The 23,057-nt window shown below is 49.8% G+C and carries 19 protein-coding genes and 2 pseudogenes; 15 read left to right on the plus strand and 6 right to left on the minus strand.

Translation table 11 applies throughout. The features are described 5' to 3' along the window. Positions 1–2: 2 nt before the first annotated feature. Positions 3–1,373, plus strand: a complete 1,371-nt coding sequence (locus FIV39_RS01830) for an MFS transporter (RefSeq protein WP_090409127.1) — start codon at positions 3–5, stop codon at positions 1,371–1,373. 79 nt (positions 1,374–1,452) lie between these two features. Here FIV39_RS01830 and FIV39_RS01835 read toward each other — a convergent pair whose 3' ends face one another. Next, the gene (locus tag FIV39_RS01835; RefSeq protein WP_090409125.1) at positions 1,453–2,256 is read right to left on the minus strand and encodes a SirB1 family protein; all 804 of its coding nucleotides are present in this window, start codon (positions 2,254–2,256) and stop codon (positions 1,453–1,455) included. 185 nt (positions 2,257–2,441) lie between these two features. Between FIV39_RS01835 and FIV39_RS01840 the strand changes: the two genes are divergently transcribed. Beyond that, the gene (locus FIV39_RS01840; protein ID WP_090409122.1) at positions 2,442–3,461 is read left to right on the plus strand and encodes a Leu/Phe/Val dehydrogenase; all 1,020 of its coding nucleotides are present in this window, start codon (positions 2,442–2,444) and stop codon (positions 3,459–3,461) included. A 55-nt stretch (positions 3,462–3,516) separates the two neighbouring features. Here FIV39_RS01840 and FIV39_RS01845 read toward each other — a convergent pair whose 3' ends face one another. Next, a complete protein-coding gene (locus tag FIV39_RS01845; RefSeq protein WP_090409119.1) occupies positions 3,517–3,726 on the minus strand; it encodes a YebG family protein in 210 nt (69 codons plus the stop codon). Positions 3,727–4,268: 542 nt separating this feature from the next. On the opposite strand from FIV39_RS01845, the gene FIV39_RS01850 reads away from it, so the two are divergent. The 7 genes and pseudogenes from FIV39_RS01850 to FIV39_RS01880 all read left to right on the plus strand — a co-directional run. Further along, on the plus strand, positions 4,269–5,396 hold the full coding sequence (locus FIV39_RS01850) for a site-specific integrase (RefSeq protein ID WP_090409116.1): 1,128 nt from the start codon (positions 4,269–4,271) through the stop codon (positions 5,394–5,396). Continuing rightward, the gene (locus tag FIV39_RS01855; protein WP_017734296.1) at positions 5,383–6,846 is read left to right on the plus strand and encodes a site-specific integrase; all 1,464 of its coding nucleotides are present in this window, start codon (positions 5,383–5,385) and stop codon (positions 6,844–6,846) included. Before FIV39_RS01850 ends, FIV39_RS01855 begins: the two co-directional genes overlap by 14 nt. A gap of 1 nt (position 6,847) precedes the next feature. Next, on the plus strand, positions 6,848–8,977 hold the full coding sequence (locus tag FIV39_RS01860) for a hypothetical protein (RefSeq protein ID WP_143513909.1): 2,130 nt from the start codon (positions 6,848–6,850) through the stop codon (positions 8,975–8,977). 36 nt (positions 8,978–9,013) lie between these two features. Beyond that, complete coding sequence (locus FIV39_RS01865; RefSeq protein ID WP_143513908.1) at positions 9,014–9,436, plus strand: hypothetical protein; 423 nt, start codon at positions 9,014–9,016, stop codon at positions 9,434–9,436. A 1,540-nt stretch (positions 9,437–10,976) separates the two neighbouring features. Then, entirely contained in the window at positions 10,977–11,984 is a 1,008-nt protein-coding gene (locus FIV39_RS01870; RefSeq protein ID WP_244176427.1) for a class I tRNA ligase family protein, read from the plus strand. 246 nt (positions 11,985–12,230) lie between these two features. Then, entirely contained in the window at positions 12,231–12,476 is a 246-nt protein-coding gene (tnpA, locus tag FIV39_RS01875) for an IS66-like element accessory protein TnpA (RefSeq protein ID WP_081609225.1), read from the plus strand. After that, positions 12,422–12,962: pseudogene (locus tag FIV39_RS01880) on the plus strand (IS66 family transposase); the annotation flags it as partial. The gene tnpA and the pseudogene FIV39_RS01880, both read left to right, overlap by 55 nt. A 456-nt stretch (positions 12,963–13,418) precedes the next feature. Here the strand turns inward: FIV39_RS01880 and FIV39_RS01890 are convergent. Continuing rightward, entirely contained in the window at positions 13,419–13,694 is a 276-nt protein-coding gene (locus FIV39_RS01890) for a hypothetical protein (protein ID WP_090409108.1), read from the minus strand. Between the two features lie 182 nt (positions 13,695–13,876). Between FIV39_RS01890 and FIV39_RS01895 the strand changes: the two are divergent. The 6 genes and pseudogenes from FIV39_RS01895 to FIV39_RS01920 form a co-directional block, all read left to right on the plus strand. Further along, positions 13,877–14,186, plus strand: a pseudogene (locus tag FIV39_RS01895) (IS66 family transposase); the annotation flags it as partial. A gap of 419 nt (positions 14,187–14,605) precedes the next feature. Continuing rightward, a complete protein-coding gene (locus FIV39_RS33830; protein ID WP_376753346.1) occupies positions 14,606–14,830 on the plus strand; it encodes an IS66 family transposase in 225 nt (74 codons plus the stop codon). Between the two features lie 644 nt (positions 14,831–15,474). Then, positions 15,475–16,380, plus strand: coding sequence for a cation diffusion facilitator family transporter (locus tag FIV39_RS01905; protein ID WP_090409105.1), 906 nt, complete (start codon positions 15,475–15,477; stop codon positions 16,378–16,380). A 567-nt stretch (positions 16,381–16,947) separates the two neighbouring features. After that, positions 16,948–17,622 carry a heavy metal response regulator transcription factor gene (locus tag FIV39_RS01910; RefSeq protein ID WP_090409102.1) on the plus strand — a complete coding sequence of 225 codons (675 nt, stop codon included), beginning with the start codon at positions 16,948–16,950 and terminating at the stop codon, positions 17,620–17,622. Continuing rightward, positions 17,619–19,037, plus strand: coding sequence for a heavy metal sensor histidine kinase (locus FIV39_RS01915; protein ID WP_090409099.1), 1,419 nt, complete (start codon positions 17,619–17,621; stop codon positions 19,035–19,037). The genes FIV39_RS01910 and FIV39_RS01915 overlap by 4 nt, the downstream gene beginning before the upstream one ends. Positions 19,038–19,773: 736 nt before the next feature. Continuing rightward, the gene (locus FIV39_RS01920; protein ID WP_026136731.1) at positions 19,774–19,995 is read left to right on the plus strand and encodes a hypothetical protein; all 222 of its coding nucleotides are present in this window, start codon (positions 19,774–19,776) and stop codon (positions 19,993–19,995) included. Between the two features lie 240 nt (positions 19,996–20,235). Here the strand turns inward: FIV39_RS01920 and FIV39_RS01925 are convergent, their stop codons facing one another. From FIV39_RS01925 to FIV39_RS01935, 3 genes are read right to left on the minus strand one after another with little or no spacing between them, the layout of a single operon-like run. After that, the gene (locus FIV39_RS01925) at positions 20,236–21,636 is read right to left on the minus strand and encodes an ArnT family glycosyltransferase (RefSeq protein WP_090409096.1); all 1,401 of its coding nucleotides are present in this window, start codon (positions 21,634–21,636) and stop codon (positions 20,236–20,238) included. Further along, a complete protein-coding gene (locus FIV39_RS01930; RefSeq protein WP_090409093.1) occupies positions 21,630–22,613 on the minus strand; it encodes a glycosyltransferase family 2 protein in 984 nt (327 codons plus the stop codon). Before FIV39_RS01930 ends, FIV39_RS01925 begins: the two co-directional genes overlap by 7 nt. Further along, complete coding sequence (locus FIV39_RS01935; protein ID WP_090409089.1) at positions 22,579–22,998, minus strand: GtrA family protein; 420 nt, start codon at positions 22,996–22,998, stop codon at positions 22,579–22,581. Before FIV39_RS01935 ends, FIV39_RS01930 begins: the two co-directional genes overlap by 35 nt. Positions 22,999–23,057: the final 59 nt, after the last annotated feature.

Genomic DNA, 23,057 nt, shown 5'->3' on the forward strand with positions numbered 1-23,057 from the left:
CGATGCACAATCAGATTGCCAGCTTTCGCGCGGCACTCGATGCCCGTCCGGTGTCGCGCTATCAGTGGTTGATTCTCCTATTGCTGGCGCTGCTGCTGGTGACCGATGGCTACGATGCCCAGGTGCTGGGCTATGTGGTGCCGGCACTGGCCAAGGACTGGGGGTTGGAAAAGGCCGCCTTCGGCCCAGTGTTCAGTGCCAACCTGCTGGGGCTGACCTTGGGCTCGCTGCTGGTGACACCCCTGGCGGATCGGTTTGGCATACGCCGCATCCTGCTGGGCTGTGTGCTGATCTACGCCAGCCTCACGGTGTTGATGGTGTTTGCCAACTCGCTGACAACGCTGATGGCGGCGCGCTTTATCTGTGGCATCGGCATGGGCGGCGCGATGCCCAGTGCCATGGCGTTGATGTCGGAGTATTCCCCACCCCGTTTGCGCACCTTGATGGTGACGTTGGCCGCGTGCGGCTTCTCGTTCGGCGGCGCAGCCGGTGGGTTTGTGGCCGCGGGATTTATCGACGGCTTCGGCTGGCAGGCGGTGTTTCTTGCCGGCGGCGTGACGCCGTTGCTGCTGTTCCCTTTCCTGCTGTGGCTGCTGCCGGAGTCCCTGCCGCGCCTGCTACGCGATGCACCGCCGTATGCACGCTTGCATAAGGTCACCGCGCGTATGTTGCCTGAGTGGCGTGCGCCTCTGGCGAGCGCGGAAGCAAACCGCCGCGAGCAGGGCAGCCCATTGACGGTGGTGGAGCTGTTTCGCCATGGCTATGCGCGTCCTACGTTGCTGATCTGGGCGACCTTTTTTGTCAGCCTGATCCTCCTGTATTTCATGATCAGCTGGTTGCCGTCGCTGCTGCTGGAAAGTGGCATGGCGTTGAATGAAGCCAACCTGGTGACCTCGATGTTCCTGTTTGCCGGCACCTTGGGCGCCATCGGCATGGCCTGGTTTGCCGACCGGTTGAAGCGCAAGGTGCGGCTGTTGTCTGCGGTGCTGGCTGCTGCTGCGGTGAGCACGATTTTGCTGGGGTTGAACCACGACACTCCCCGCTACCTGGTGGCCTGCGTGTTCGCCGCCGGTTTCTGCATCATCGGCGGGCAATTGACCCTTAACGCTTTCGCCAGCAACTTTTATCCGGCACATGTACGCGCCACAGGTACGGGGTGGGCATTGGGTGTGGGGCGCTTCGGCTCAATCCTGGGGCCGCTGTTTGGCAGCATGCTGCTGGCGATGCATATTCCGGTGCAGCAGATTTTCTTCTTCTGCGCGATTCCGGCGGTGATCGCGGCGGTGTTGATCATTCAAGTGCGCTCGCCCGCGACTGACACGCCGAAGAGCCCGTTGCAGGGCGATATCCTCAAGACACCGGCCAGTCAGTGACGATGCTGCATCTACATCGAGCGGGCTTTTGTGGCAAGCCCGCTCGCCACAGGAAAATGTGTTCCTGAAAATAATGTGTTCAATGCACCACGGAGTTGGGCGGCAGGTGCCCCAGCCGCTCAGTCAGGCGCAAGCGTTGGATTGGGTCTTCGCTGAGCATCAACGCGTGTTCCAGGTCGAAGCGCTCGGCGTTGGGGCAGTCCAGGCGTTGGTACAGGCTGGCCCGTGCGAGGTAATCGGCGGCGCTGGCATTGCCCAGTTCCAGCACGCGCTCGGCGTCGATCAGCGCGGCCAAGGGGTTGTCATTGGCCAAGTGCAACTGGCGCAGGTTGCGTGACAGCCGTTGCAGGATCGAACGGGGTTCGGCGGTGTGCAGGTGGTCGGCCTGCAAGTTGAGGTTGGGCCCGTATTGGCGCTGCAGCAGTTCGCGGCAGTCGTTGGGGTACAGGCGGCGCCCGCCGCAAGGGTCCAGCAGATGATCGGCGCCGGGCACCCGCAGCAGGAAGTGGCCGGGGAAGTTGACGCCGACCATAGGGATTCCCAAGCGTCGAGCCAGCTCCATGGCAATCAGCCCCATGGCCAGGGGCTGCCCGCGTTTGCGTTGCAACACCTTGTCCAACAGGGCGGCGGCGGGACGCAGCGGGGTGAAGTCATCCTGGGCGAACCCGAGGTCATTCATGCACCGCAGCAAAGGCTGGCCCAGTTCGTCCGCCGGCAGCAGGGGCATGCCCAGGCTGACCTGTTGCTCGAGCAGTTTCAGGTCCTGCAGGATCAACACCGGTTGCACCGCCGGGTCGTGCTCGGCAGCAATCCACAGCGCGGCTTCAAACAGCGCAGGGGGCGAACGTTCCAGGCAGGCGAAAAAAGCGTGACGGGGATTCATTGCATTCTCCGGCGGATGCCCCCGTTTTAGCCTTGCTGGGAATTTTCGTCCAGTGGCTTAAGAAATATCCTGCGCGCTTATGTCGCAAGACCTACAAAACCGGACGGCTTATTCCAGCGCACTTCGGCAGTTTTCCACCGCAAGCCTATACTTGGCGACACAAGAAGTGATTCGGGAGCTCGACGATGTTTGCTCTCATGCACAGCACCCGCCTTGAATCGCTGCACCTGAGCATCGACCCGGTGACGGGGTTGAAGGCGGTCATAGCCATCCACAACAGCCGCTTGGGCCCTGCCTTGGGCGGCTGTCGCTACCTTGCTTACCCCGACGACGAAAGCGCCGTGGCAGATGCCGCGCGCCTGGCCCAAGGCATGAGCTACAAAGCCGCCCTGGCCGGGTTGCCGGTGGGTGGCGGCACGGCGGTGATCCTGCGCCCCGCTCATGTGGAAAACCGTGCGGCGCTGTTTGAAGCTTTTGGTCGCTGCATCGAGCAACTCGACGGTCGCTACATCACCGCCACCGACAGCGGCACCTCGGTCGCCGACATGGACTGCATCGCCCAACACACCCGCTTCGTTACCAGCACCACCGCTGCCGGTGACCCTTCGCCCCATGCGGCCATGGGCGTGTTCGCCGGGATCCGCACCACCGCCATGGCCCGTCTGGGTAGCGACAATCTCGAAGGCTTGCGCGTGGCAATCCAGGGCCTGGGCAACGTGGGGTTCGCCCTGGCCGAACAACTGCATGCCGCTGGCGCCGAACTGCTGGTCAGCGATATCGACCACGGCAAGGTGCAACTGGCCATGGAACAGCTGGGCGCACACCCCATCGCCAACGACGCCCTGCTCAGCACCCCGTGTGACATCCTCGCGCCCTGCGGGCTGGGCGCCGTGTTCAACCGCACCAGTGTCGGCCAACTGCGCTGCGCCGCTGTGGCAGGCTCCGCCAGCGCGCAACTGACCAACCTGCAAGTGGCCGACCAACTCGAAGGCCGCGGCATCCTCTACGCCCCGGACTATGTGATCAACTCCGGCGGCCTGATCTACGTCGCGCTCAAACACAGCGGCGCCGAACTACCGACCATCACCGCGCACCTGTCCAACATCGGCACGCGCCTCACCGAAATCTTCGCCCACGCCCAGGCCGAAAAACGCTCGCCCGCACGGGTCGCGGACGAACTGGCCGAGCGCTTGCTCTACAAATAGGCCAGGCATTAAAAAGGCCCTGAATCGATGATTCAGGGCCTGTTCAATTCGGGCTTTATTCCGCCGGCGCGTTCAACAACTCGGACAGCGCGTCCGGTTGGCTCTTGAAGGCCTTGGCAAATACATCGCGATTCTTCGCCATGTAGATCCCGGCTTCTTCCACCTGCTGTTCGCTCAGGGACGGCACGGCTTTTTGTAACACTTCTGCGAGCAACTCAGCGAGTTCAAGCATCTTGTCATGACGGTCAGCTTCGGCTTTATCCATGATTTAGTGGATCGAAAGGTGCCTACTTAATTTTAGGAATATATTAAATTGCGGAGTGGCGAACCTGCTGATAGCGCGCTATCGTCAATTAGGGGCGTCATCGCAACGCCTCGGGACCATAGATAGCGACCGCCTGTCGGAGTCCGCTGACGCGCATCTGTACCCACGAACGTTTACTAAGACGTCGGGGTTGTGCGCATGTGTATTAAAAGATCACACCTTCAATATCAATTTCGAGCCGAATCTCTAATTGGTCTACCGGGCGTTGCCTGGTGGGATGTTAAGCCCATGGGCAAGAAATTCTATGTGTCTGTGATCTTCCGCTCGTTATTGTTCGCTATAGGTAAGAAAAATCTATATCGATGTGCATTGTTTGGCTGCATATGGACGGACGCCTGCGAATCTAAATGGGGGCGTGAACTGTGAAAGTTAATATTCGCATATCGAAGGGTCGAAAAAATCTACGGTATAAACTAGTCAAGTTTCAAGCTGAAGGGGTCGGTAGATGCTTATTTGTCAATTCTAGAACACTGGTTCCGTCTTTGGCTGCATCGCTTTTCGAGGCAGCGTACGCCCGAGGGGAAAGAAAAAACAAAGGTAGCATATTTACCCTGTTTCATCACGTAGCATTTTTATTTACTTGGGCTAGCGAAGGAAAAGTCGATTTAGAATTCTATCTATTGAGTGGGTTTGGGCTTCGCTATAAACAAATAAAAAGTTTCTCGGATTGGCTCAGTGAGGTGGTTGACAAAGACTCAAACACTATCAGCGCCTACAATAGGCAGGTAATGCAAAGCTGTAAAACTTTTGTTGTGTGGTTTGTTTTAAACTATGTAAGCTCGAGTGAGCTGATTAAGGCGGATGTGGAGTTAATTGCCCTCGTTAATACGCAGCGTTTTTTTTGGAGTAAGGCGACCGTTGGAGGGGAGGGAGGAAAACTCGCTTTGGACTTGAGCGATAGTGAGCTTAATTCAATCGAAAATCTCTTGCTACATGAATTTGAAGAGGCAAAATTTGACAAGGGTATTTGTCATAGAAATTATTTATTATGGCGACTCGTAAAAGCGTTTGGATTAAGAATTGGTGAGGCACTATCGCTTAGGTTGGAAGATTTGAATTTGTCGGGTAGTGATCCGTATGTTGAAATAGTTCATCTGGATAGAAGAAATAGCAATCTAGACTCCAGAGTTCCTTATAATCCAAAAGTTAAAACGCTAGGTCGATATTTGTATATACAGCCTGAGGATGATGATCTAGTTGGATTGCTTGAGCTGTATGTAAATAAATATAGGGTTATGAAGAAATTTATCAGGGGCAAGATGAGAGTGACTAATTTTTTAGATCATGATTATCTGTTTGTTACGCATGGAAGTTTTGGCGCAGGAAAACCTTTGTCTTGTTCTTCCGCGAGCCGCATCGCAAATGTCATTCAGCGGAAATCTGGAGTAACGTTTAGATGGCATTTGCTTCGCCATTCAAAGTTTAACCGATTATATATTGCAGCTCAGGAATCTCCTGACCGAAACGCTGCAATCGATAGCATCGTATATATGGGGGGGTGGCGAAGTGAAACGTCTTTGCTTCTTTATGCAAACCGGGCAGTGAGAGATTCTACACGTAGAAAAGTTACTGAAAATAATAAGAGGAGGGTTCAGAATGGAAGTCAATGAACAGGGGAAGTATGTAAATAGCGACGGGAATATCTTCATAAAGTGTTACGCTGATCCTTCTTCCTGTTTGTTGATTGATGTGACTGGGCCGAGGATAGAAAGTATCTGGAGGGGCAGAAGATATTGGATTGACTTTTCCATGTACCTGTTTTGCTCTCAGGTAGTTGATGCAGCATACGAATATGTGTGTGATAAACTTCAAGACCATACGCCGGCAATTGTAAATGAAGTGAAGTCAGCATTAAAGATGATGGCTGTAGTATGGAAGGATGAGTGGAAAAATTTTTCGTCGTTGTCATGGCATGAACTTTTTGAGATGTTCGCTACCGCGTCGAAGTCTATAAGGCTTTGTTTTAGAAAATTTTATACATATTGTGCTGATAATGGTTTGGCCCAGGCGGACGAAATTTACGCTGCTGAACTTAATCAAATTGCAGTGGGCTCGCCATCGACAAGAGTTATATCGGATTGGGATAAAAAACGTGGGGCTTTGACTAACGCAGAGCTGGAGTTGGTGCGCCGAGCGATGCTTGAGAGTGGGAACGAGTCATGGGATGAAAATGTTGCAAGACTTTTTGTTTGGATTTCCTTTGAAACGCTCAAGCGACCAATGCAGATTTCAAGTATGGATATTGAGGCTCTCTGGTCGCCGCCAGGTATTTTAGGTGAAAAAGAATTCTTCTTGAGAATTCCGAAAATTAAGTATAACGCGGGACAGCCCAGTGATTTGTGGCCTATTACAGCTGAACTAGCTAATGAAATTTTAGAGTATGGAAAGCGTGAAGGCGTAAGTGAGTGTCAAAAGGCTAAGGGGCGGCTAATTGTAACATCTAAACCTGGCACAAAATCGAATTTCGACGCTATGATAAAAAACTGGTCCAGAAAAAAGAAAATCATTAGCCCTAGAACCAACGAAATCTTGATTTTGACGCCGTATCGTATCCGTCATAGCGGCGCAACACAAATGGCCATGCAGGGATGTACTAGCGAAGAGATAAGGTATGTGTTGGAGCATAAGAGCCTTTTCGCAGTAAACGCATATATTGACTGCCTAGTATCTGATTTTTGTCCACTCTTGGATCGTGTCGGAAGAAAGTTAGGCGGTATCTTTTCCGAGCTCACAGCTGCATTTTTTGCAGGGAAGATAGCGCCGATTTCGCCAGGTAATCCAATACTGATCCCAGTTATAGCTGCCCCCGCAGTAGTGGGGTCCTGTGGAAGTCAAGTTGCTTGTACTAAACACCCATTTTTTAGCTGTTATAACGGATGTCCATTTTTTATCGCTTGGAAAGATGCCGATCACTACCGGTCTTTGAATTACATAGAAGCTATGTTGAATAAGTGGAATGCGGCAATCAACGGATCCGAACGTAGTAAAGTGCTTAAAGAGTTGGAGCGTGTTTATCAATCCATCACAGATGTGATTGTTAAAATCGAAGCAGGTGACTAAATTGGAATTATTAAAGAAATTAAAAGCAATCGGTATGCCAAGTCAACTAATCGATAAGTGCACGCGGTGGATGCAGATTTTGGAAGATGATATCGATTTTTTTTCTGACAAATGGAATGTTTTGCGTTGGAAAAGACGTCCCGGCAATGCGCGATATTCAAATGTTCTTTTTTCGTCCATTAGTAATCTTGGTCTCAGAGCTGTAGCTAAAGCATACATATTAAATAAGCGCTGGAAATCTAATATCTGTGATGCTACCGCCGTTGGAGATATGAGGGCTATCAAAAAACTGGACGAAATTTTAGGGTCAAAAAGTATTATGCAGGTGAATAATGGTGATTTTGAAATTGCTGTGGGGAATAACGTCAATCTTCAAAAAAAGCTATTTAATTTTGGTTCTTGGCTGAGAATAAATCTAGGTCTTAGAATAAGTTATAAGGCGCTCGCAACCAGCACTATAGAGCATGGTCGGGATGGAACTGAGGAAGGGAGACGTAATAAACTCATACCTATTGAGGTGATGAGGGATTTTTTCGGGCTAGCGTCGAACGAAAGTCTTGCTCCGAAAGATCGCTTTTTTATAAATGCAATTGTACTGAATTCTGCAATGGGGGGGCGTGTTGGCGAGCTGGCAAGTTTGCCAGTTGATTGTTTAGTATTTCATGAGGGCGCGTGGGTGCTCAGACTGTTTCCCGAAAAGGTCGAAGGTCAGACGTTGAGATTGTTTCCACAGGATTTGCTGCCGGCAGTTAAAAGTGCAGTCGAGTTTTTGAAGAACCTAACAGTGGGGGGCAGACGTATAGCGCGCAAAAGAAAAGAATCATCGGCTGTCGATTGGTATAAGGTTTGGAAATCGCCGGAAGCTACAGAGTACTATGCGAGGAGATTTTGTCACGAGTGGACCACCAGCTTTAGTATCTTTACGCCTGATGCAGTTTGGGTTGGTAAACGTAATCAATTTATAGATTTTGTTGGAGTCCAGCGGCGCCTGGGTATCAATGGAGGAGCTAAGTATATAGGTGTTAGTGCAAGGCATTTTAAAAGGCAGGTTAACAGGCAAATGGCACTTAAAGAAGGTGTCTATTATTCTTTAGATTCGAATTGGCGCTCGTTTCCTGTGACGCTTGATACTCCTAATTGGAGGGAAGTATTGTTGGTGCATCCTCATTCGGTATCATTCAATCGCTTCGAGCAGTTTTATCAGATGCGCTTTAGGCATCACAAAACAGCGACTAGTATTGTGAGGAAGATTTTTGATGTGTGTCTTTCGGATCAGTTGTTGAAAAAATCGTTCCCATTTACATATGACGCCAATTTTGAGGGAGAATTTCATAAACAAATTGAGCCAGTTATTCGAGATGGTACTGGTGCAGTGCTTGAGGTTGAGGATGCGCTGATGGTTCTACCCCGTTTCTTTTTTCATACTTCGTTCAATACGGATTTGGCTAATTATACGATGGTATCTCGAGCACAATTTTGTTATTGGCTGGCCGATGCCGCGAAAGGCCTAGATTCAGTTTTTTCTAAATACAATGTTATTGATCCTAGAACTGGTAATGTTGCCACTTTCACATGGCATGATATACGACACTGGTTGAATACTGTTTACAAGCAAGGGGGGCTGACTGATTTGCAAGTTAACGCGCTCTTGTCTAGAAAAAGCTTAGCGCAGGCGCGAGTATATGATCAGACGTTAGCGATCGATAGAAGCAAAGTTGTTCAGGATTTGCTGACAAGCATCCGGCAAGATAAAGCCATTGGGCAAATACAAGAGACTTATAACATTTTGGGCATGACCGATCGCCAAACTGCCGAACAATACCTCAAAGCCGCAGTACGGATTGTCAATCCAATGCCACATGGGGGATGTACATTAGATTTAGCTCTGAAAACGTGCAGGCATAGTCTCTCTTGCTTGTCAGTCAATGAGCGAGGAGACTGCTGTGAAAGTTTGGTGGTGGATGTAGAGAATGAAGGTCAATTTATTGAGCTGAAAAAAATCAATGATGATGCTAATACTATTAGGGAATATATTCAAGCGAACGGTGGGGAAGGTGGTCATCAAGATGTCCATTTCAGCCGCGTGGCAAGAAGTACCGCTCGCCTGTTGGAGGTTCGCCAACTTAAGTAGCGCCGGAGACTCAAAATGCAGCGTAGAGGAAAGCGGTTGAGTGAGTATCTTAATGAGTCGTTGAATGCATTGAATACTGAATATCTAAGTCGTGGGGAACAATATGTATATAGCCAAAAGGAATTAGCCGTTTTTGCGAGCGTTTCTAGAGAAACTATCAGGAAGCATCAGGGGGAGCTTGATGAAGCCATATCCACACTTTCTCTTAAAAAATATAGTCTGGATAAGGACTCGCACGCTGCCAATTTAAAAGTGAAAATTTCAAAGCTAGAGAATGACTTGACTCGTACAATCATGAGTTATGAGGCGTTGCGCGTGCAATATTTGCACGTGATCAGCGTTATCGTAAAAGAGTCGTTAGATATTTCTAAGTTTATTAGGCGTGATATGGCAGGTGTGGTCGAATGCCCTATTTGCAATCGAATGCCGGAGGTGCGTCTACTTGCTATGGACCCTTAGCTGCAATTCGTTAGAAATCAATTTTTTATACTTGATTCGAAGTGTAGGCGCGAATTATTAAATCTATTCCAACCTCAGCGATACCCATAGCTAAGGGATATGATCAAATGATTTACTTACCCTCGAAGCTAAGGCGTGCTCATTGAATAAAAATGGCCGTGCATAATTTTATATGGCTTTTAATATGTAGGCGGCTTCAGTCATTATTAAATTCAGTTTGCTAATTTTGGTGATTGGCATTTCAACTAGACGAGCTTTGTTGAAATTGGTAAATAAGAAGAATCAGCGGATTTTTAATTTTAATATTTTGTGTCGTGAATCCCCTAATTTGAAGGCGGGCCTACAATAGGTGTAAAAATTTAAGATAACCTGGCCAGGTTGGATTTAAATGCGTTAAAGTACTGGGAAGCGGACGGCATTATCATCTTGAAGATACATTCAGAAAGTATGACAATGAAAGTTCCGGGTTAACGAAAACTCTTCTTCAGAAGCTTGATTCCTCAAAGCCAGAGTCTTGACCACGAATTGCTCAGACTGTATGCACTAAAGCTTGTAAATATGATCAGAAATCCTTACGCGCGTAAAGCGCACCCTCGGAATATTTAGAGAGATAATTGGTGCTGTGCCAGACTTTATGCAGAAAAGCGTTATTCGTGTTCACAAAATTTTGATAATGTGGATATGCTTCTTACTTTCAATAAATATTGTGTTTGTTTTACTGGTTTAAATGTTTTCTGCGCTTTGGGAACGCCTTTTGGTATACCGTTCAGCCGCAGAACATTTCAGGTCTTCACTCTGATGATGTGGCTGGACCGAAGTTGTCTTAATTGATAATTTTCTTATGACTGACTGTTACCGCTGAATGCTAAGTGCTCCCACACCTATCTGAATATATCCTGGTGACTATAGATTATAGTCAGCAGGATATATTCGGATATTTTCCGCCGGCAGCTATGCATCAGTACGGCAGCGCTACTCTTGCGGTCATTGCCGAAACCAGAATGGTTGAGGTGATGTTTATTCAAGTGGCAGACCGGTTTGCGTTGTGAATCACCATGCTCCAGCGTTTGGTGATACCGTTACCCCAAGACCCCCCTAAAAAAACGATTAGACCTAATGAGATTGACCATGAAAGGCAAACGTAAGGCCGAAACATCCAAGTGGCTCATGAAAGGTCAATTCGAGAGGGAGGCGAGGCTAATACTGCGGAGACGATCCCGTGATGCTTCGAACCATTTCCTTGATGCTGCAGCTATATTTGGAGTCGAGCATGAACCGGTAGGTTTGCTAACGGGTAAATTGCTGTGAGTGATTATATTCTCAAAACTCGCCTCCTAAAGTTGTAGAAACCCCACCGATAGTTGATTGCCGGGGGCTTTTAAGGAGATAGGTTGACCGCTACTGATCGACAGTTGTCAGTCACTCTTCTGAGAAATAGTATGAATACGGAATTGATGGAAGATGAGATACGTGGGGCGCTATTCGGTGATTCTGAGCCCTCTACGCCCGCAATTAAGGTTTCGTCGGCGAACAGGACGTCATGGATACGTGGGCCACCAGCTCGCTGACGCCTCAAATCGCCGGAGGGTGGGGAGATGACGACGCATTGTTCGCCAAAATATACCCCATGGATCTCAGGCCTCAAGGTCACGACATAATCCGGACCTGGCTATTCTCGACACTAGTACGCAGCCATTTTGAGCACGGTTGCGTGCCATGGCGCAATGTCGCGCTCTCTGGATGGATCCTTGATCCCGACCGTAAGAAAATGTCTAAATCCAAGGGTAACGTGGTAACCCCTCAAGCCTTGCTCGACCAGTACGGAAGTGACGGCGTGCGCTACTGGGCAGCCTCAGGGCGGCTGGGCAATGACACTGCCTTTGAAGAACAGCAGATGAAGATCGGCCGCCGTTTGGCCGTCAAGCTGTTCAATCTATCAAGGTTGGTTCAAGGCTTTGCGAAGGATGACTCTGCGGATATCGACCAACCGCTGGATAAGGCAATGCTTAAACGCTTGGACGGCGTAGTCCAGGACGCTACCTTCGCTCTGGAGGCGTACGACTATAGCGTCGCGTTGTCGCGTATCGAAGGGTTCTTCTGGTGGTTTTGCGATGACTATGTCGAATTGGTCAAGCGTCGGGCCTATCGACCAGAAGGCCATTCGGCTCGGAATGCTCTTGCGCATGCGCTGAGGGTGCAGCAGCGACTGTTCGCACCATTTCTGCCATTTGTGTGTGAGGAAGTCTGGCAAGGCTGGAGTTACGGCTCAGTGCACAATTCGTCTTGGCCGCAAGGAAATGCTTCTCCTGACGCGTCTATTGAAAGCTTATTGATGAGTGTTAGTGCCGTGCTATCTGCGATTCGCAAAGCAAAATCTGACGCCCGCCAATCCATGAAGGCTTCGGTAGCACGTGTTGAACTGGTTGACAGGGCTGCGCAGCTTGAAATGATAAAAGGCGTTCGCCAAGACTTGATCGAAGCAGGTCAGGTTGAGGCTTTGGTGTTTATAGAGGGAACTGAGCAGCAGGTTGGTGTATGGCTGAAGTGACGTAGACTTAAGGGCAATTCAATTCGCGGGGCGATCAAGGAGATCTCTTCGCGAGCACGTCTGTAGTCGTCCATCAAACACTTGGTTCATATGCCGGATAGAAAATATGGCGTAGTGGTTTGACCTGCAACCAGATCACATTCCGTGTAAGCGGATGGCGAACACACCTACCGAAATCCAGTATTTAGGGCGATGGTATTCGCGTATTTTTAAGCGGACGCGATCACCCTTATCGCCAGGATTTCCATGCGCCAACGCAGCTCTTACCCCAAACTATTTAAAGCCCAAGTCGTCCAGGAATGCCTGCAACCCGGAGCGACGATTTCCAGCGTAGCCATCCATCACGGCATCAACGCCAACGTGATCCGCAAGTGGCTACCGATTTACCGGGATCAATCACCCGCAACTCTGCCGGCCTTCATCCCCGTACAAGCTGTACCCACGCGCGGCGCAAGTTCTTCGATCTGCACGTCGCGAATAAAAGCCAGTTGACGGAGCAGGCGCTTCACTCGATTGGCGGGCTGTACGAAGTTGAGCGACACGCCAAGGAAATGAGCTACGAAGACTATTGGCGATTACGCCAGGAAACGGCGGTGCCCATCGCTGAAAAACTGCATGAGTGGATGCTGGCCACCAACGTGAACTTGTGCCCGAGGGCTCAGCTACGGCCAAGGCCCTGGATTACAGCCTTAAACACTGGGTAGCACTGACGCGCTACCTGGAAGATGGCGCTGTGCCCATCACAACAACCAAATCGAGAACTTGATCCGACCGTGTGCGCTTGGGCGGTCGAACTGGTTGTTTGCTGGGTCGCTGCGCAGCGGCAAACGGGCGCCGGCGATCATGAGCTAGATCCAGTCTGCGCGGGTCAATGGTCATGATCCGTATGCATATTTGAAAGACGTTCTCACGCGCCTGCCGATGCAGCGGGCGAGTGAAATCGATCAATTGCTGCCGCATAAATGGTCGCCGGTTTAATTACGCGAGGCGTGATAGCCGGACATATAAAAGGGAATGCCAATGCCAAATGGATTACAAGATGGGAGCCCGCAGCAATGAGCTTTGACATTATTATTTTGAAGCCTACTAACCTCAGTGAAAACGATCTGTCCAACGTCGAGGACGTGCTAGATATTGGATGCCATGAGGCCGTAATCACATTTCTGGAGTTGGTGTTCCCTGGATGTGCCCAAGGTGCATTTTCGGATGGTGAACGCTACTCGCTCGAGTCTGCTCAAAATGGAGACCCAGTGACCACCATACACCTTACTCTCAGATACGGGCGAGACTGGTCTGAGGCAACCGATGCTGAGTTCCTGACCCTGCTCTTGAGGCTCTGCCAATTGCTCCAGTCAGTAGCTTTTGCGGTCTCCGATAACTCAAGGATCACACCTTCCTGCTAAAGACGGCGCATCTTGCTCGCCATGGAGCGGCTCACCTAGCCAATTGGTGCGTGTACTTGATCACATGGGCAGGAAAAAATTCTTCATAAAAAGCAGTGGGAATGCCGAGGATACTTATCTCGATGCAATCGGGCAGAAGCTCTTCAGCGTAATCCAGAATGGCGACTCCCATAGATGGAATAACCAAGCCTGCTTCGGTTTTTACTGAAAGGGCCAAACCGGACTGGTCGAAGTGATTTGTGCGGCACTCGTTTTGAATAGCAGGATACCCAGTGGTTGGCTCGAATTGGCCGAAAGCAACGCCCATGGGAGGATCTCCACTCTCCAGCGACGAGTTGCCAACCAAAATCAATCCGCTATAAATCGAAAATCGCGCCATCTGATCGCCTATTGCTTGCCGTGGCATTGGATATTTATGGTGTTTATCACTTGATTAGCTTGAATGCGAGCGCGCCGTGGAGGTTCGGAAGATGACTTGGCCGAACGTTTACGGCCATCAGCAGAGCACTCGATTACAGCCTGAAACGCTGGGCAGCGCTATCGCACTAACTCAATGACGGGAGCGTTCCCATAGATAACAATTGGGCGGAAAACCAAATTAGGCCATGGCGCTTGGACGCAAAACTGGCTCTTCGCAGGGTCGTTGCGTAGCGGAAAAAGGGCTGCGGCAATCACGAGCCTGATTCAGTCTGCGCGCATGAACGGCACATGACCCGTATGGCTATCGCGGTTGTCGACGCAGAGGGCCAGTGAAATTGGACAGTTGTTGGCGCACCAGTGGGTAGCTCCATCGGATTGATCTAATGGGTGTCACCCACTGGATTTCCCATTTTTTTCCCTGTCGTTGGCTAGATTTTCTTAACCGCGCCAAGAATTTCTTAAAATGTGCGCCAAACACTCAGAAAATATTAACCGAAAATGGCCGCGTAACCACTATTTTCGGGTTTTCCGCTTATCGGCGGTAAGCGTCCCGCAATCACACCTTGCCGCACTGTGCTTTCTGGACGACCTGGACTTTGAACGGTTGGCATAAGAGCTACGTTGGCGCATGGACATCCTAGCTATAAGGGTGATCGCGTTCGCTTAAAAATACGCGGGCACCATCGCCCTTAATGCTGGAGTTCGGTAGGTGACTTGGCCGGACGGTTACCATTCCGTCAGGCATCTCAGTAGTCAGAACTCCTGCCTGCCTAGATTGTTGCCGTCAGAGTTTTCGCTTTGGGTGGGTTACCAACCGCTTACCACGCACGAGCCTGCTTGGGCGGATGGAACGGCAAGCTGGTCTGCGATGACTTTGCCGGCTACAAGGCAGGCTTTGAGCTGGGCGTTACGCAGATCGGCTGCATGGCCTATGCCCGCAAAGTTTTTCGACTTGCATGCGACCAACAAGAACTAGATCGCCGAAAAAACACTGCCCTACATCGCGGCCTTATACGAAGTTGAACGAGAAGTCTGTGAGCTGAAACCGGGTGATCGACAGCGAATACGGCAGGAAAAGCAACGCCAATCACCGACGCACTTCATACCTGGATGACCTCCCAAAGATAGCTTGTGCCTGAGGGTTCGGCCATCGCCAAGGCCCTGGATTACAGTTTCAAACGCTAGATAGCGCGGACGGTACTGTGCCCATCGCTTACTCTGAGAATTTAATACTAGCAGCGTAACGCCCAGTCTTTATTTAAAGCGCGTAGCGATTTATACCTAATCCTCGCTGGTAGCGTATGGGAGTCAGGAATATTCTGTGAGAGCCTAAAGTTTTCCGACAATTTTATTGTAGCCACTCACTCATAACGACACGATGACCGCGTAATTACAATCCCGACAGAATCCCGCCTAGACCTTTTGATTTCGCCTGAGTCGCCTTATGATCAAAATCAGTAGCAATCTACCACTTGAAACGTAGCCAGCGTTTAGCATGGCGCTTAAAACTCAGCATTCGTAAAGTCGTTATTTTATCCTATACCTGACCAAAATATGATTTTTTCTAAAAGTCGGCGAACAGAATACTTAATTAAGCTATATTTAGGAAACACGTAGCTCCATAGCAGGGCAAGTGTGCGTCCTCTACGTTACGGAAGGAGAAGTATGTGGCATCTAATCACTCTCATGGCGCTGCAGCGCTAAGTGAAGGTCACCAGAAAAAGCTAGTCATGGCACTGGCCTTGACAGGCAGCTTCATGATTGCTGAAGTGATCGGAGCATGGATTACTGGCAGCTTAGCATTGCTGTCCGACGCGTCGCATATGCTTACAGATACTGCCGCCCTGATGATTTCGTTGATTGCGCTTCAAATAGCCAAGCGGCCAGCAGATCAGAAACGAACTTTTGGCTATGCTCGCCTGGAAATTTTAGCATCCACATTCAACGCCCTATTGCTCTTCATGGTGGCTATTTACATCTTGTACGAAGCTTATCAACGCTTCCTAATACCTTCTGAGATCGCAACCGGCGCGATGATGTGGATCGCTATTGGGGGCCTTGTTGTAAATCTGATATCGATGCGCTTGCTCTCCTCAGCGAGTAATGAAAGTCTGAATGTCAAGGGAGCCTATCTCGAAGTTTGGAGCGACATGCTTGGGTCATTGGGCGTGATAATTGCCGCACTTATAATCCGGTTCACGGGTTGGAGTTGGATCGATACGGTCGTCGCCGTAGCGATCGGAGTATGGGTGCTGCCGCGCACTTGGCAGCTAATGCGCGAGAGTTTGGGAATTCTTATGGAAGGGGTTCCTGGCGGCCTCAACATTAAGGAGATCGAGTCGACGATTCTAAGTGTCGATGGTGTCACAGACGTTCATGATCTACATGTTTGGGCTGTAAGTAGCGGTCGCAACGTACTGACGTCGCACGTTGTAGTTCGCGACTCAGTAGATCGAGATGCTGCGCTAGCAGATGTAATCAATGCGGTAAGTCATGCGTTCGACATTCATCATTGCACAATTCAAATGGAGAGTACGGACTTCCATAAGGACACTCCAATTCCTTCACACTAGTCAACCTAGAAAACTTAAACCGTAGGATTAATATTGAAGGCGTCAGCACCAAAAATTTAGATTAATTTTGGTTCATTACTTAGCGTCGAGAGACAGGTCAATTAAAAATTATTTTATTGTCACGTTGCGTTAGCAACAATGCCACCAGCTGAAGGTTAGAAAACTAAAATATTGGCACGTTAACCAAGAATATAATTTTTACTCGGATCGATTGATGCCAAATCACAATGGAACTGACCAAAAAAATATCCAGCGGCTCTCGAGCGGAATAGTCTGGTGCATCCGCCAGTCGTGGCAGTGCTCAACTACCTGATTCATCAAAGCTATGCTGCACCAATAATTTAAATCGCCACAACTTTCAGTGGCCTTGCGATCAAATTAAAAATTTGTAATTTTTCGCCAAAACCCACTATTTCGCGTTAATATTCGAGCATCCTGAGTTGATCACGGCGTATTGATGTAGGTAGAAATCACCACATGCCAAGCACGCAGAAAAACTTTAAACTGGCCTTAAATCACGATCAGGGAGAGCTCGGCCCACTCCTTACTCACACCTTGAGATAAGTTATGCGCGTACTAGTTGTGGAAGACGAGATTAAAACCGCGGAATATATTCAGCAGGGTCTATCCGAAAGCGGGTACGTCGTAGACATTGTACACAATGGTGTTGATGCTCTTCACTTGTTCAATACGATTGTTTATTCGCTCGTACTCCTAGATGTGAACCTCCCGGGCATCGATGGTTGGGACCTCTTGGAAACTATCAGAAAAACTAGCCGGGTTCGCATCATCATGCTGACTGCCCGCGGACGCATTAATGACAAGCTTAGGGGCTTGGATGGTGGTGCAGATGATTATCTCGTCAAGCCCTTTGAGTTCCCCGAATTGCTTGCTCGCATCCGGTCACTGCAAAGGCGTGGCGATGAGGTTGTCGAGAAGAGCACACTTATAGTTGCGGATTTGGAATTGGATTCCTTGCGCCATAGAGTATGCCGAGGAGCGACACGCATTGATCTCACCACAAAGGAATTTGCTCTCCTGCACCTACTAATGAGCAGAACAGGCGAAGCGCTTGCCCGTTCGCAAATAATCTCGTTGGTCTGGGACGTAAATTTTGACTGCGATACTAACGTCATTGATGTCGCCATCCGGAGATTGCGCTCAAAAATTGATGATCCATTTGAGACCAAGCTCATACACACACTTCGAGGCGTCGGATACGTGTTGGAGGAGCGTACATGAGGCCTTTCAGCCTCGCTGTGAAGGTGGGATTCAAAGTTGGACTGATGAGTGCGGCGTTGCTGCTTCTTTTCGCCACCTTCGGTTATCTGATGGTGAGCCAAGCTCTTGAGAGAAACGCCCGAACCGACCTCGAAGTGAAAATGGCAGGCATGGCTCACAACCTTTCCGCAATCACTGCTATTTCTGGTGTAAATGCAGACGCCCACCAGCTTGTTGACTTGGTCATGGGGCATAACAATCTTTACGTCAGCATCTTCGAATCGACACAAACTCTAACTCCATTGCTCTCGATAGGCTCGAAGCAAGTCAACATGGAAGTGCACAAATTCCAGCCTACCGAACAGGCGGAGCAGCGAGAGTGGCGCGACTCGACGGGCCGCCCGCTAATGAGCGCCTCACGAGTCATGCGCTTAGGCGATGGAACCGAAGTTAGTGTATTCATGACCATGGACCAGTCATCTAACCATGCCCTTCTTGATGCGTTGCTCACCTGGGCATTAATGGTGTCGCCTCTTATTCTCATGCTGATCTTGGCAATTGGGTGGTGGACTGTACGCAGAGGACTGCTCCCCCTCACCAAGTTCCTGAAGGTCGCCTCAAGGATTTCCACCGAGAGCCTTGAGCATCGCCTTCCAACAAAGGGGATGCCGGCAGAACTTAAGAATCTCGCCGATGGAATTAACATCATGCTGATGCGTTTAGACGACGGAGTTCAGCAGCTTTCGCAGTTCTCTGACGACCTTGCTCACGAACTGCGGGCACCACTGTCTAACCTGATGGGTAAAGCTCAGGTCGCGTTAACCCGGGAACGATCCCTCCCTGAGTATAGAGAGGTCCTAGAGTCGTGCACTGAAGAGCTACATCGCATGAGCCGGATGGTTTCCGACATGCTATTCCTAGCCCAAGTCAGCCACCCAGCGTCAATGGTAGAGTTCGAAAGCGTATCTCTAATCGACGAAACTCAGCGGGTCTGCGATCTGTTCAGCATTTCGGCCGAAGAAGGTGAGATACAGCTCCAGATCGCAGGAAGTGGAGACGTGGTGCATGGTAATCAGATAATGATTCAGCGAGCCGTCTCGAACCTGGTCTCGAACGCGATCCGCTACTGCCCTCGTGGTCGGACGGTTTACGTGAAGGTTCAACGTGGTGCTGACGGCGCTACATTGAGTGTTGGCAATCCGGGACGTGGGATCGCCAAGGAACACCACGCGCATTTGTTCGAGCGATTTTACCGGGTGGACAAAAGTCGAGCACGAAGCGAGGGTGGCACCGGTCTTGGCTTAGCTATCGTTCAGTCAATCATGATTTTGCATCAGGGTTCGGCAAGCGTGGAAGTTACGGATCAGAATTTCACTTGGTTTCACCTTAACTTCCCCGAAGTTCAAATGAAACAACAAGAAATGAAGCCAGCTTAGCTCCGTGTAACGAAGAAGGCCCGGTTATAGATGGGCCCCCTTCGCTCTAGGTGCAGGCGCGAATGCCTGAGACGTAGCCGACGCGTGGGTGCTCAAGGACTCACTGACGTTATGCGAGAAAAAACTCTATCGCCAGAATCCTCACATGGCGCGTAGAAAACCGGCGGGTCTCTGAACTTCAGACCGAATAATTCGCAACCGTTGCTTTTGCATAGCGCTCAACGATCAGAGACCCCGCTACACTCTGCAGAATTTGAAATGCTTCGAACTGTAAGTCGATCTCGACGGCATGAGGCCGCACCTTCTCTCTTGCACCTTCCCCCGGAATATGCGGCGGAGATCGTAAATTCATCGAAAAAAATCAATTGATCTCCCCCCCGACCGCGTCGCGCGCCCTAATGTAAAATGAAAGCTCACTTAGCTGTAAATTGAGTCTTGATGCATGGGCGAAAATCAAAGACTTCTGCCACTCAGGGCTCTAAAACGAACATGATTAGCTCCTTGGCAAGCAAGAAAAGCCTCCAGTGTTAATGCACCGGGTATCAAAATTGAAAATTAATAAAAGCCCCAGCTCTTCATCGTCTTTTGTTATCGCCTGGAAGACTTAAACCTTCTCGCCAAGCGTAAAATTACGAAATTGTAATTATTAACTCATCTTGCCGTTAGCTTCGTAATCCTAGACTAGTAACCAACAAAGGATGCTATCAAGGCAGACCTAGTGAATATCGAGGCTTCAATGAAATTCGTAAAATACTTCTCTATTGGCAGCCTGCTGATTGGGCTTACAGGTTTCGCGTTTGCTGAAGATGGTTTCGAGCGAACTAAGCAGTTCAAGGAAAACTTCCGAGCCGAACAGGCTCGCTTGTGGGGCCCTGACTCCTCGGAGCAAGGTAAACAGAAAGTTGCTCAAGAAAAGCAGGAAGAGCGTCAGGATCGTCAGGAGCAAGCCGACAACTAATAGGCGGTTAGATGTAAAATGACGATTTGTATCGACGAAAAGCCAGATTAATATCTGGCTTTTTCTTACATTTAGTGTTGGCTATTCCAGCGGTGATAGACGGAACTACTCAGATACAGAGATCATCTCTAAGACTTATTGTTCTTTTAAATCTGAAATAACGTCACGCTTTGAGTATGTCCTTCATCGGATGATCATTTTCGATTAGAGCCCGCTACGCCATCTGCTGCAAAATCTTCACTATCTTGGCCCAGTATTCTCCCAACGACAAAGAAGCAGTAGGCTTGCGTTCGTTTCGGTAACTCTTACGCAACCTAGGCCTGTAGGCAGATCAGCATTGCTGTCGCGCAAACGCCTGGAAAGATAGAAAAAGCTGTTGCGAGGCCACTCATCAGGATCTTTGATGTTTTCGGACATTCCCCTACTATAAAACTCAGAAGAATACGAACGACGGCCAGGATAGATCAGGGCACCCGATTGAGCCGACTGTGCTTTGAACCAGGCGTCAACCACATCTCGCTGGTTTTGAGGGCGTTCGTCTAGTACTCCAGCGTAAATGATACCTGCGCCCACAATTGGCAGCAGGAAAGCGCTCGCTGCAGCAGCCCGGCTGCTATAAAGGCCGACTTCACTGATTCGCCCTGCAAGAAGCAGCGCCCAGGCGGGTAGAGCCGGGAGCAGATAGGTCCAGAGAATGTTGCCAGAGAACGTGAAGAAGAGAGGCGTGGCCAATGCCCAGAGCCACATATAAGCCTCGAAACGCCGCATCGATGCTCTTCTGCGAATCATTAGAGGCAGGAAAAATGCCCAAGGCAACAGCGACAGACCGAGCTGGATCCAGATGGTGCCATATGGCTTGGCATGTGCACTGCCATATAGGTCCCCAGCCCAATCACTAATTACATATCGGCTCCAGTGTTCACCAACAAAAAAATATTCCATGAACCCAGGCGTCTTTATTTCGGCCGCGACATACCAAGGCACAGAAATACCGAGCATGAGAATAATCCCGGTTACCCACGGAAGCATCATCATCCGATTCCATTCTTTGTGGATGACGATCCAGGCGAATGCCGGCATGCCCATCAACACCAGTGTCAGTGGTCCCTTAGCGAGTAAGCCCAAGCCCAGACCTAAGAACATCAGATAGGCATCCGCTTTGCCTGCACACTTCATCCAACGCCAAAAACCATAGCTAGCAAGCAGTATAGAGAATGACAGAACAGGGTCAGTCAGTACAACACCACTGGATACCAGGCCCAGTGTTGTGCTTGAGAAGATGATGGCTCCCCAGATGCCAGCCCTGCGCGACATCTCCTGGGTCGCGAGCTTAATGATGATAAAGCTGCTTGCTAGGTGAAGTAGCCAAGCTGGAAATCGGGCAGCGAATTCGTTGATACCGAATAACTTCATGCTCGCTGCCTGAGTCCAGAAAGACAGTGGCGGCTTACCCCAAAACGGTACTCCATAATCGAACATTGGGGTAATCCAGTCATTCAGTTCGACCATCTTGCGTGCCATTTCGGCATAGCGTGCTTCGGACGTATCCATCAGGGGATATGCTCCCAGCCCCAGAAGACGTAAAAGCAGAATCGAGATTAGGATCCACAGCAGTGTCCGCTCGTTTTTCAAGTTCAGCATTTCTTACTCTCGATCGAGGAAACCGGAGGGTGAATAGTCACGGGGGTTGCTTTGTTATTGCTCTTCAAAAAATAAAGCGGTCGGCGTTTGACTTCCGCGAGCGTCACACCCAAGTACTCGCCCACCATGGCAACCCCCAAGCACATAAATGAAGTCATTCCGAGCAGCAAGTGATGGATGTCGAAGGAGCCTGCCACGAGCGCTGCGAGCAGGAAACAGATACTGGAGACGAAGAAGCCGAAGCTAATGAGGCTGAATATACGCAGCGGCTTTCGAGAGAAACTGAGAACACTTTCAATGGCTAGATTGAACAGCCCAGCGGCGTTCCATTTGGTATTACCCGCATGACGAAAAGTGCGATTGTAGGGTAGCTCTATGGTACGAAAACCCACCCAGCCGATCAGGCTCTTAAGAATTCTGGAGCGTTCGTCTAGCGCTCTCAATGCAGCCAATGGCGCAGGGCCAATCAGACGGAAGTCACTGACATCCGCCGGGAGATCAACTTTCTCCACCAGTCGCTGCATGATCCAGTAGTAACTGCGCGCACTCATGCGCTTTAGCAAGGAATCGCCGGTTCGCAAGTCGCGTTGCATGTTCACAACGTCGTAACCCATCTGCCAGTGGTGCACCATGCTCGTAATGAGTTCAGGCGGGTCCTGCAGGTCCACGTCAATAAAGATCAATGCGCTACCGCGCGCGTGGTCGATGCCTGCACTTAACGCAGCCTCTTTGCCGAAGTTTCGGCTCAGGAACAGGCAGCGTACATCAGATCCATCCTGATAGTGGCGAAGTAAGTCTGCAGTACGGTCATTGCTTCCGTCGTCGATATAAAGAATCTCGCACGAGACAGGCAAACACCTTACGACGCGGGTGATGCGCTTGTGAAATTCGGGAATGGTTTGCTCTTCTTGAAAGCAGGGCACCACAATGGTTAACAAAGGATCAGGGCGTTCGGAAAGCCGATGTAATGTCTGCATGATTGAATGTCCAGAAACGGTGTGCGATGAATCCGAGCGCAGTTAGGATTAACGTCACCAATATCTGGGATATAAACGGTGACAGGTCAATTTTAATTAAGACCCACATGCCCATTCCATTACCGAGGTTTGTCGCCAACGAAATCAGCAAAAACCTAATGGGTTGAAGTTTACAATCTCCCTTCGCTATAAAGCAGAGCCTTTTATTACCAACATAGCTAACAAACGCGCCTAAGACGCCTCCGCTAACGCTGGCCAACACTGGATCAGCAAACCCGCTCGCGACCAGTGCAAGGAAAACAGAGTAATGCACTCCCGTTGCAATAGATCCGACCCCTAGATAACGAATAAATAACGCTACAATAGGCAAGTTTTTATTTTCCATCTGCGAAGCTTAAGGAGTTCAAAGTGAAAAAAAAGTGAAAATTACATGTGGTTTCAGAG

Source organism: Pseudomonas grimontii (assembly GCF_007858185.1).
Lineage (GTDB): Bacteria > Pseudomonadota > Gammaproteobacteria > Pseudomonadales > Pseudomonadaceae > Aquipseudomonas > Aquipseudomonas grimontii.

Coding starts and splice junctions, on each gene's coding strand:
- FIV39_RS01830 (WP_090409127.1), top strand. CDS start 3: ATGCACAATCAGATTGCCAGCTTTCGCGCGGCACTCGATGCCCGTCCG.
- FIV39_RS01835 (WP_090409125.1), bottom strand. CDS start 2,256: ATGAATCCCCGTCACGCTTTTTTCGCCTGCCTGGAACGTTCGCCCCCT.
- FIV39_RS01840 (WP_090409122.1), top strand. CDS start 2,442: ATGTTTGCTCTCATGCACAGCACCCGCCTTGAATCGCTGCACCTGAGC.
- FIV39_RS01845 (WP_090409119.1), bottom strand. CDS start 3,726: ATGGATAAAGCCGAAGCTGACCGTCATGACAAGATGCTTGAACTCGCT.
- FIV39_RS01855 (WP_017734296.1), top strand. CDS start 5,383: ATGGAAGTCAATGAACAGGGGAAGTATGTAAATAGCGACGGGAATATC.
- FIV39_RS01870 (WP_244176427.1), top strand. CDS start 10,977: ATGGATACGTGGGCCACCAGCTCGCTGACGCCTCAAATCGCCGGAGGG.
- tnpA (WP_081609225.1), top strand. CDS start 12,231: ATGCGCCAACGCAGCTCTTACCCCAAACTATTTAAAGCCCAAGTCGTC.
- FIV39_RS01890 (WP_090409108.1), bottom strand. CDS start 13,694: ATGGGCGTTGCTTTCGGCCAATTCGAGCCAACCACTGGGTATCCTGCT.
- FIV39_RS01910 (WP_090409102.1), top strand. CDS start 16,948: ATGCGCGTACTAGTTGTGGAAGACGAGATTAAAACCGCGGAATATATT.
- FIV39_RS01915 (WP_090409099.1), top strand. CDS start 17,619: ATGAGGCCTTTCAGCCTCGCTGTGAAGGTGGGATTCAAAGTTGGACTG.
- FIV39_RS01920 (WP_026136731.1), top strand. CDS start 19,774: ATGAAATTCGTAAAATACTTCTCTATTGGCAGCCTGCTGATTGGGCTT.
- FIV39_RS01925 (WP_090409096.1), bottom strand. CDS start 21,636: ATGCTGAACTTGAAAAACGAGCGGACACTGCTGTGGATCCTAATCTCG.
- FIV39_RS01930 (WP_090409093.1), bottom strand. CDS start 22,613: ATGCAGACATTACATCGGCTTTCCGAACGCCCTGATCCTTTGTTAACC.
- FIV39_RS01935 (WP_090409089.1), bottom strand. CDS start 22,998: ATGGAAAATAAAAACTTGCCTATTGTAGCGTTATTTATTCGTTATCTA.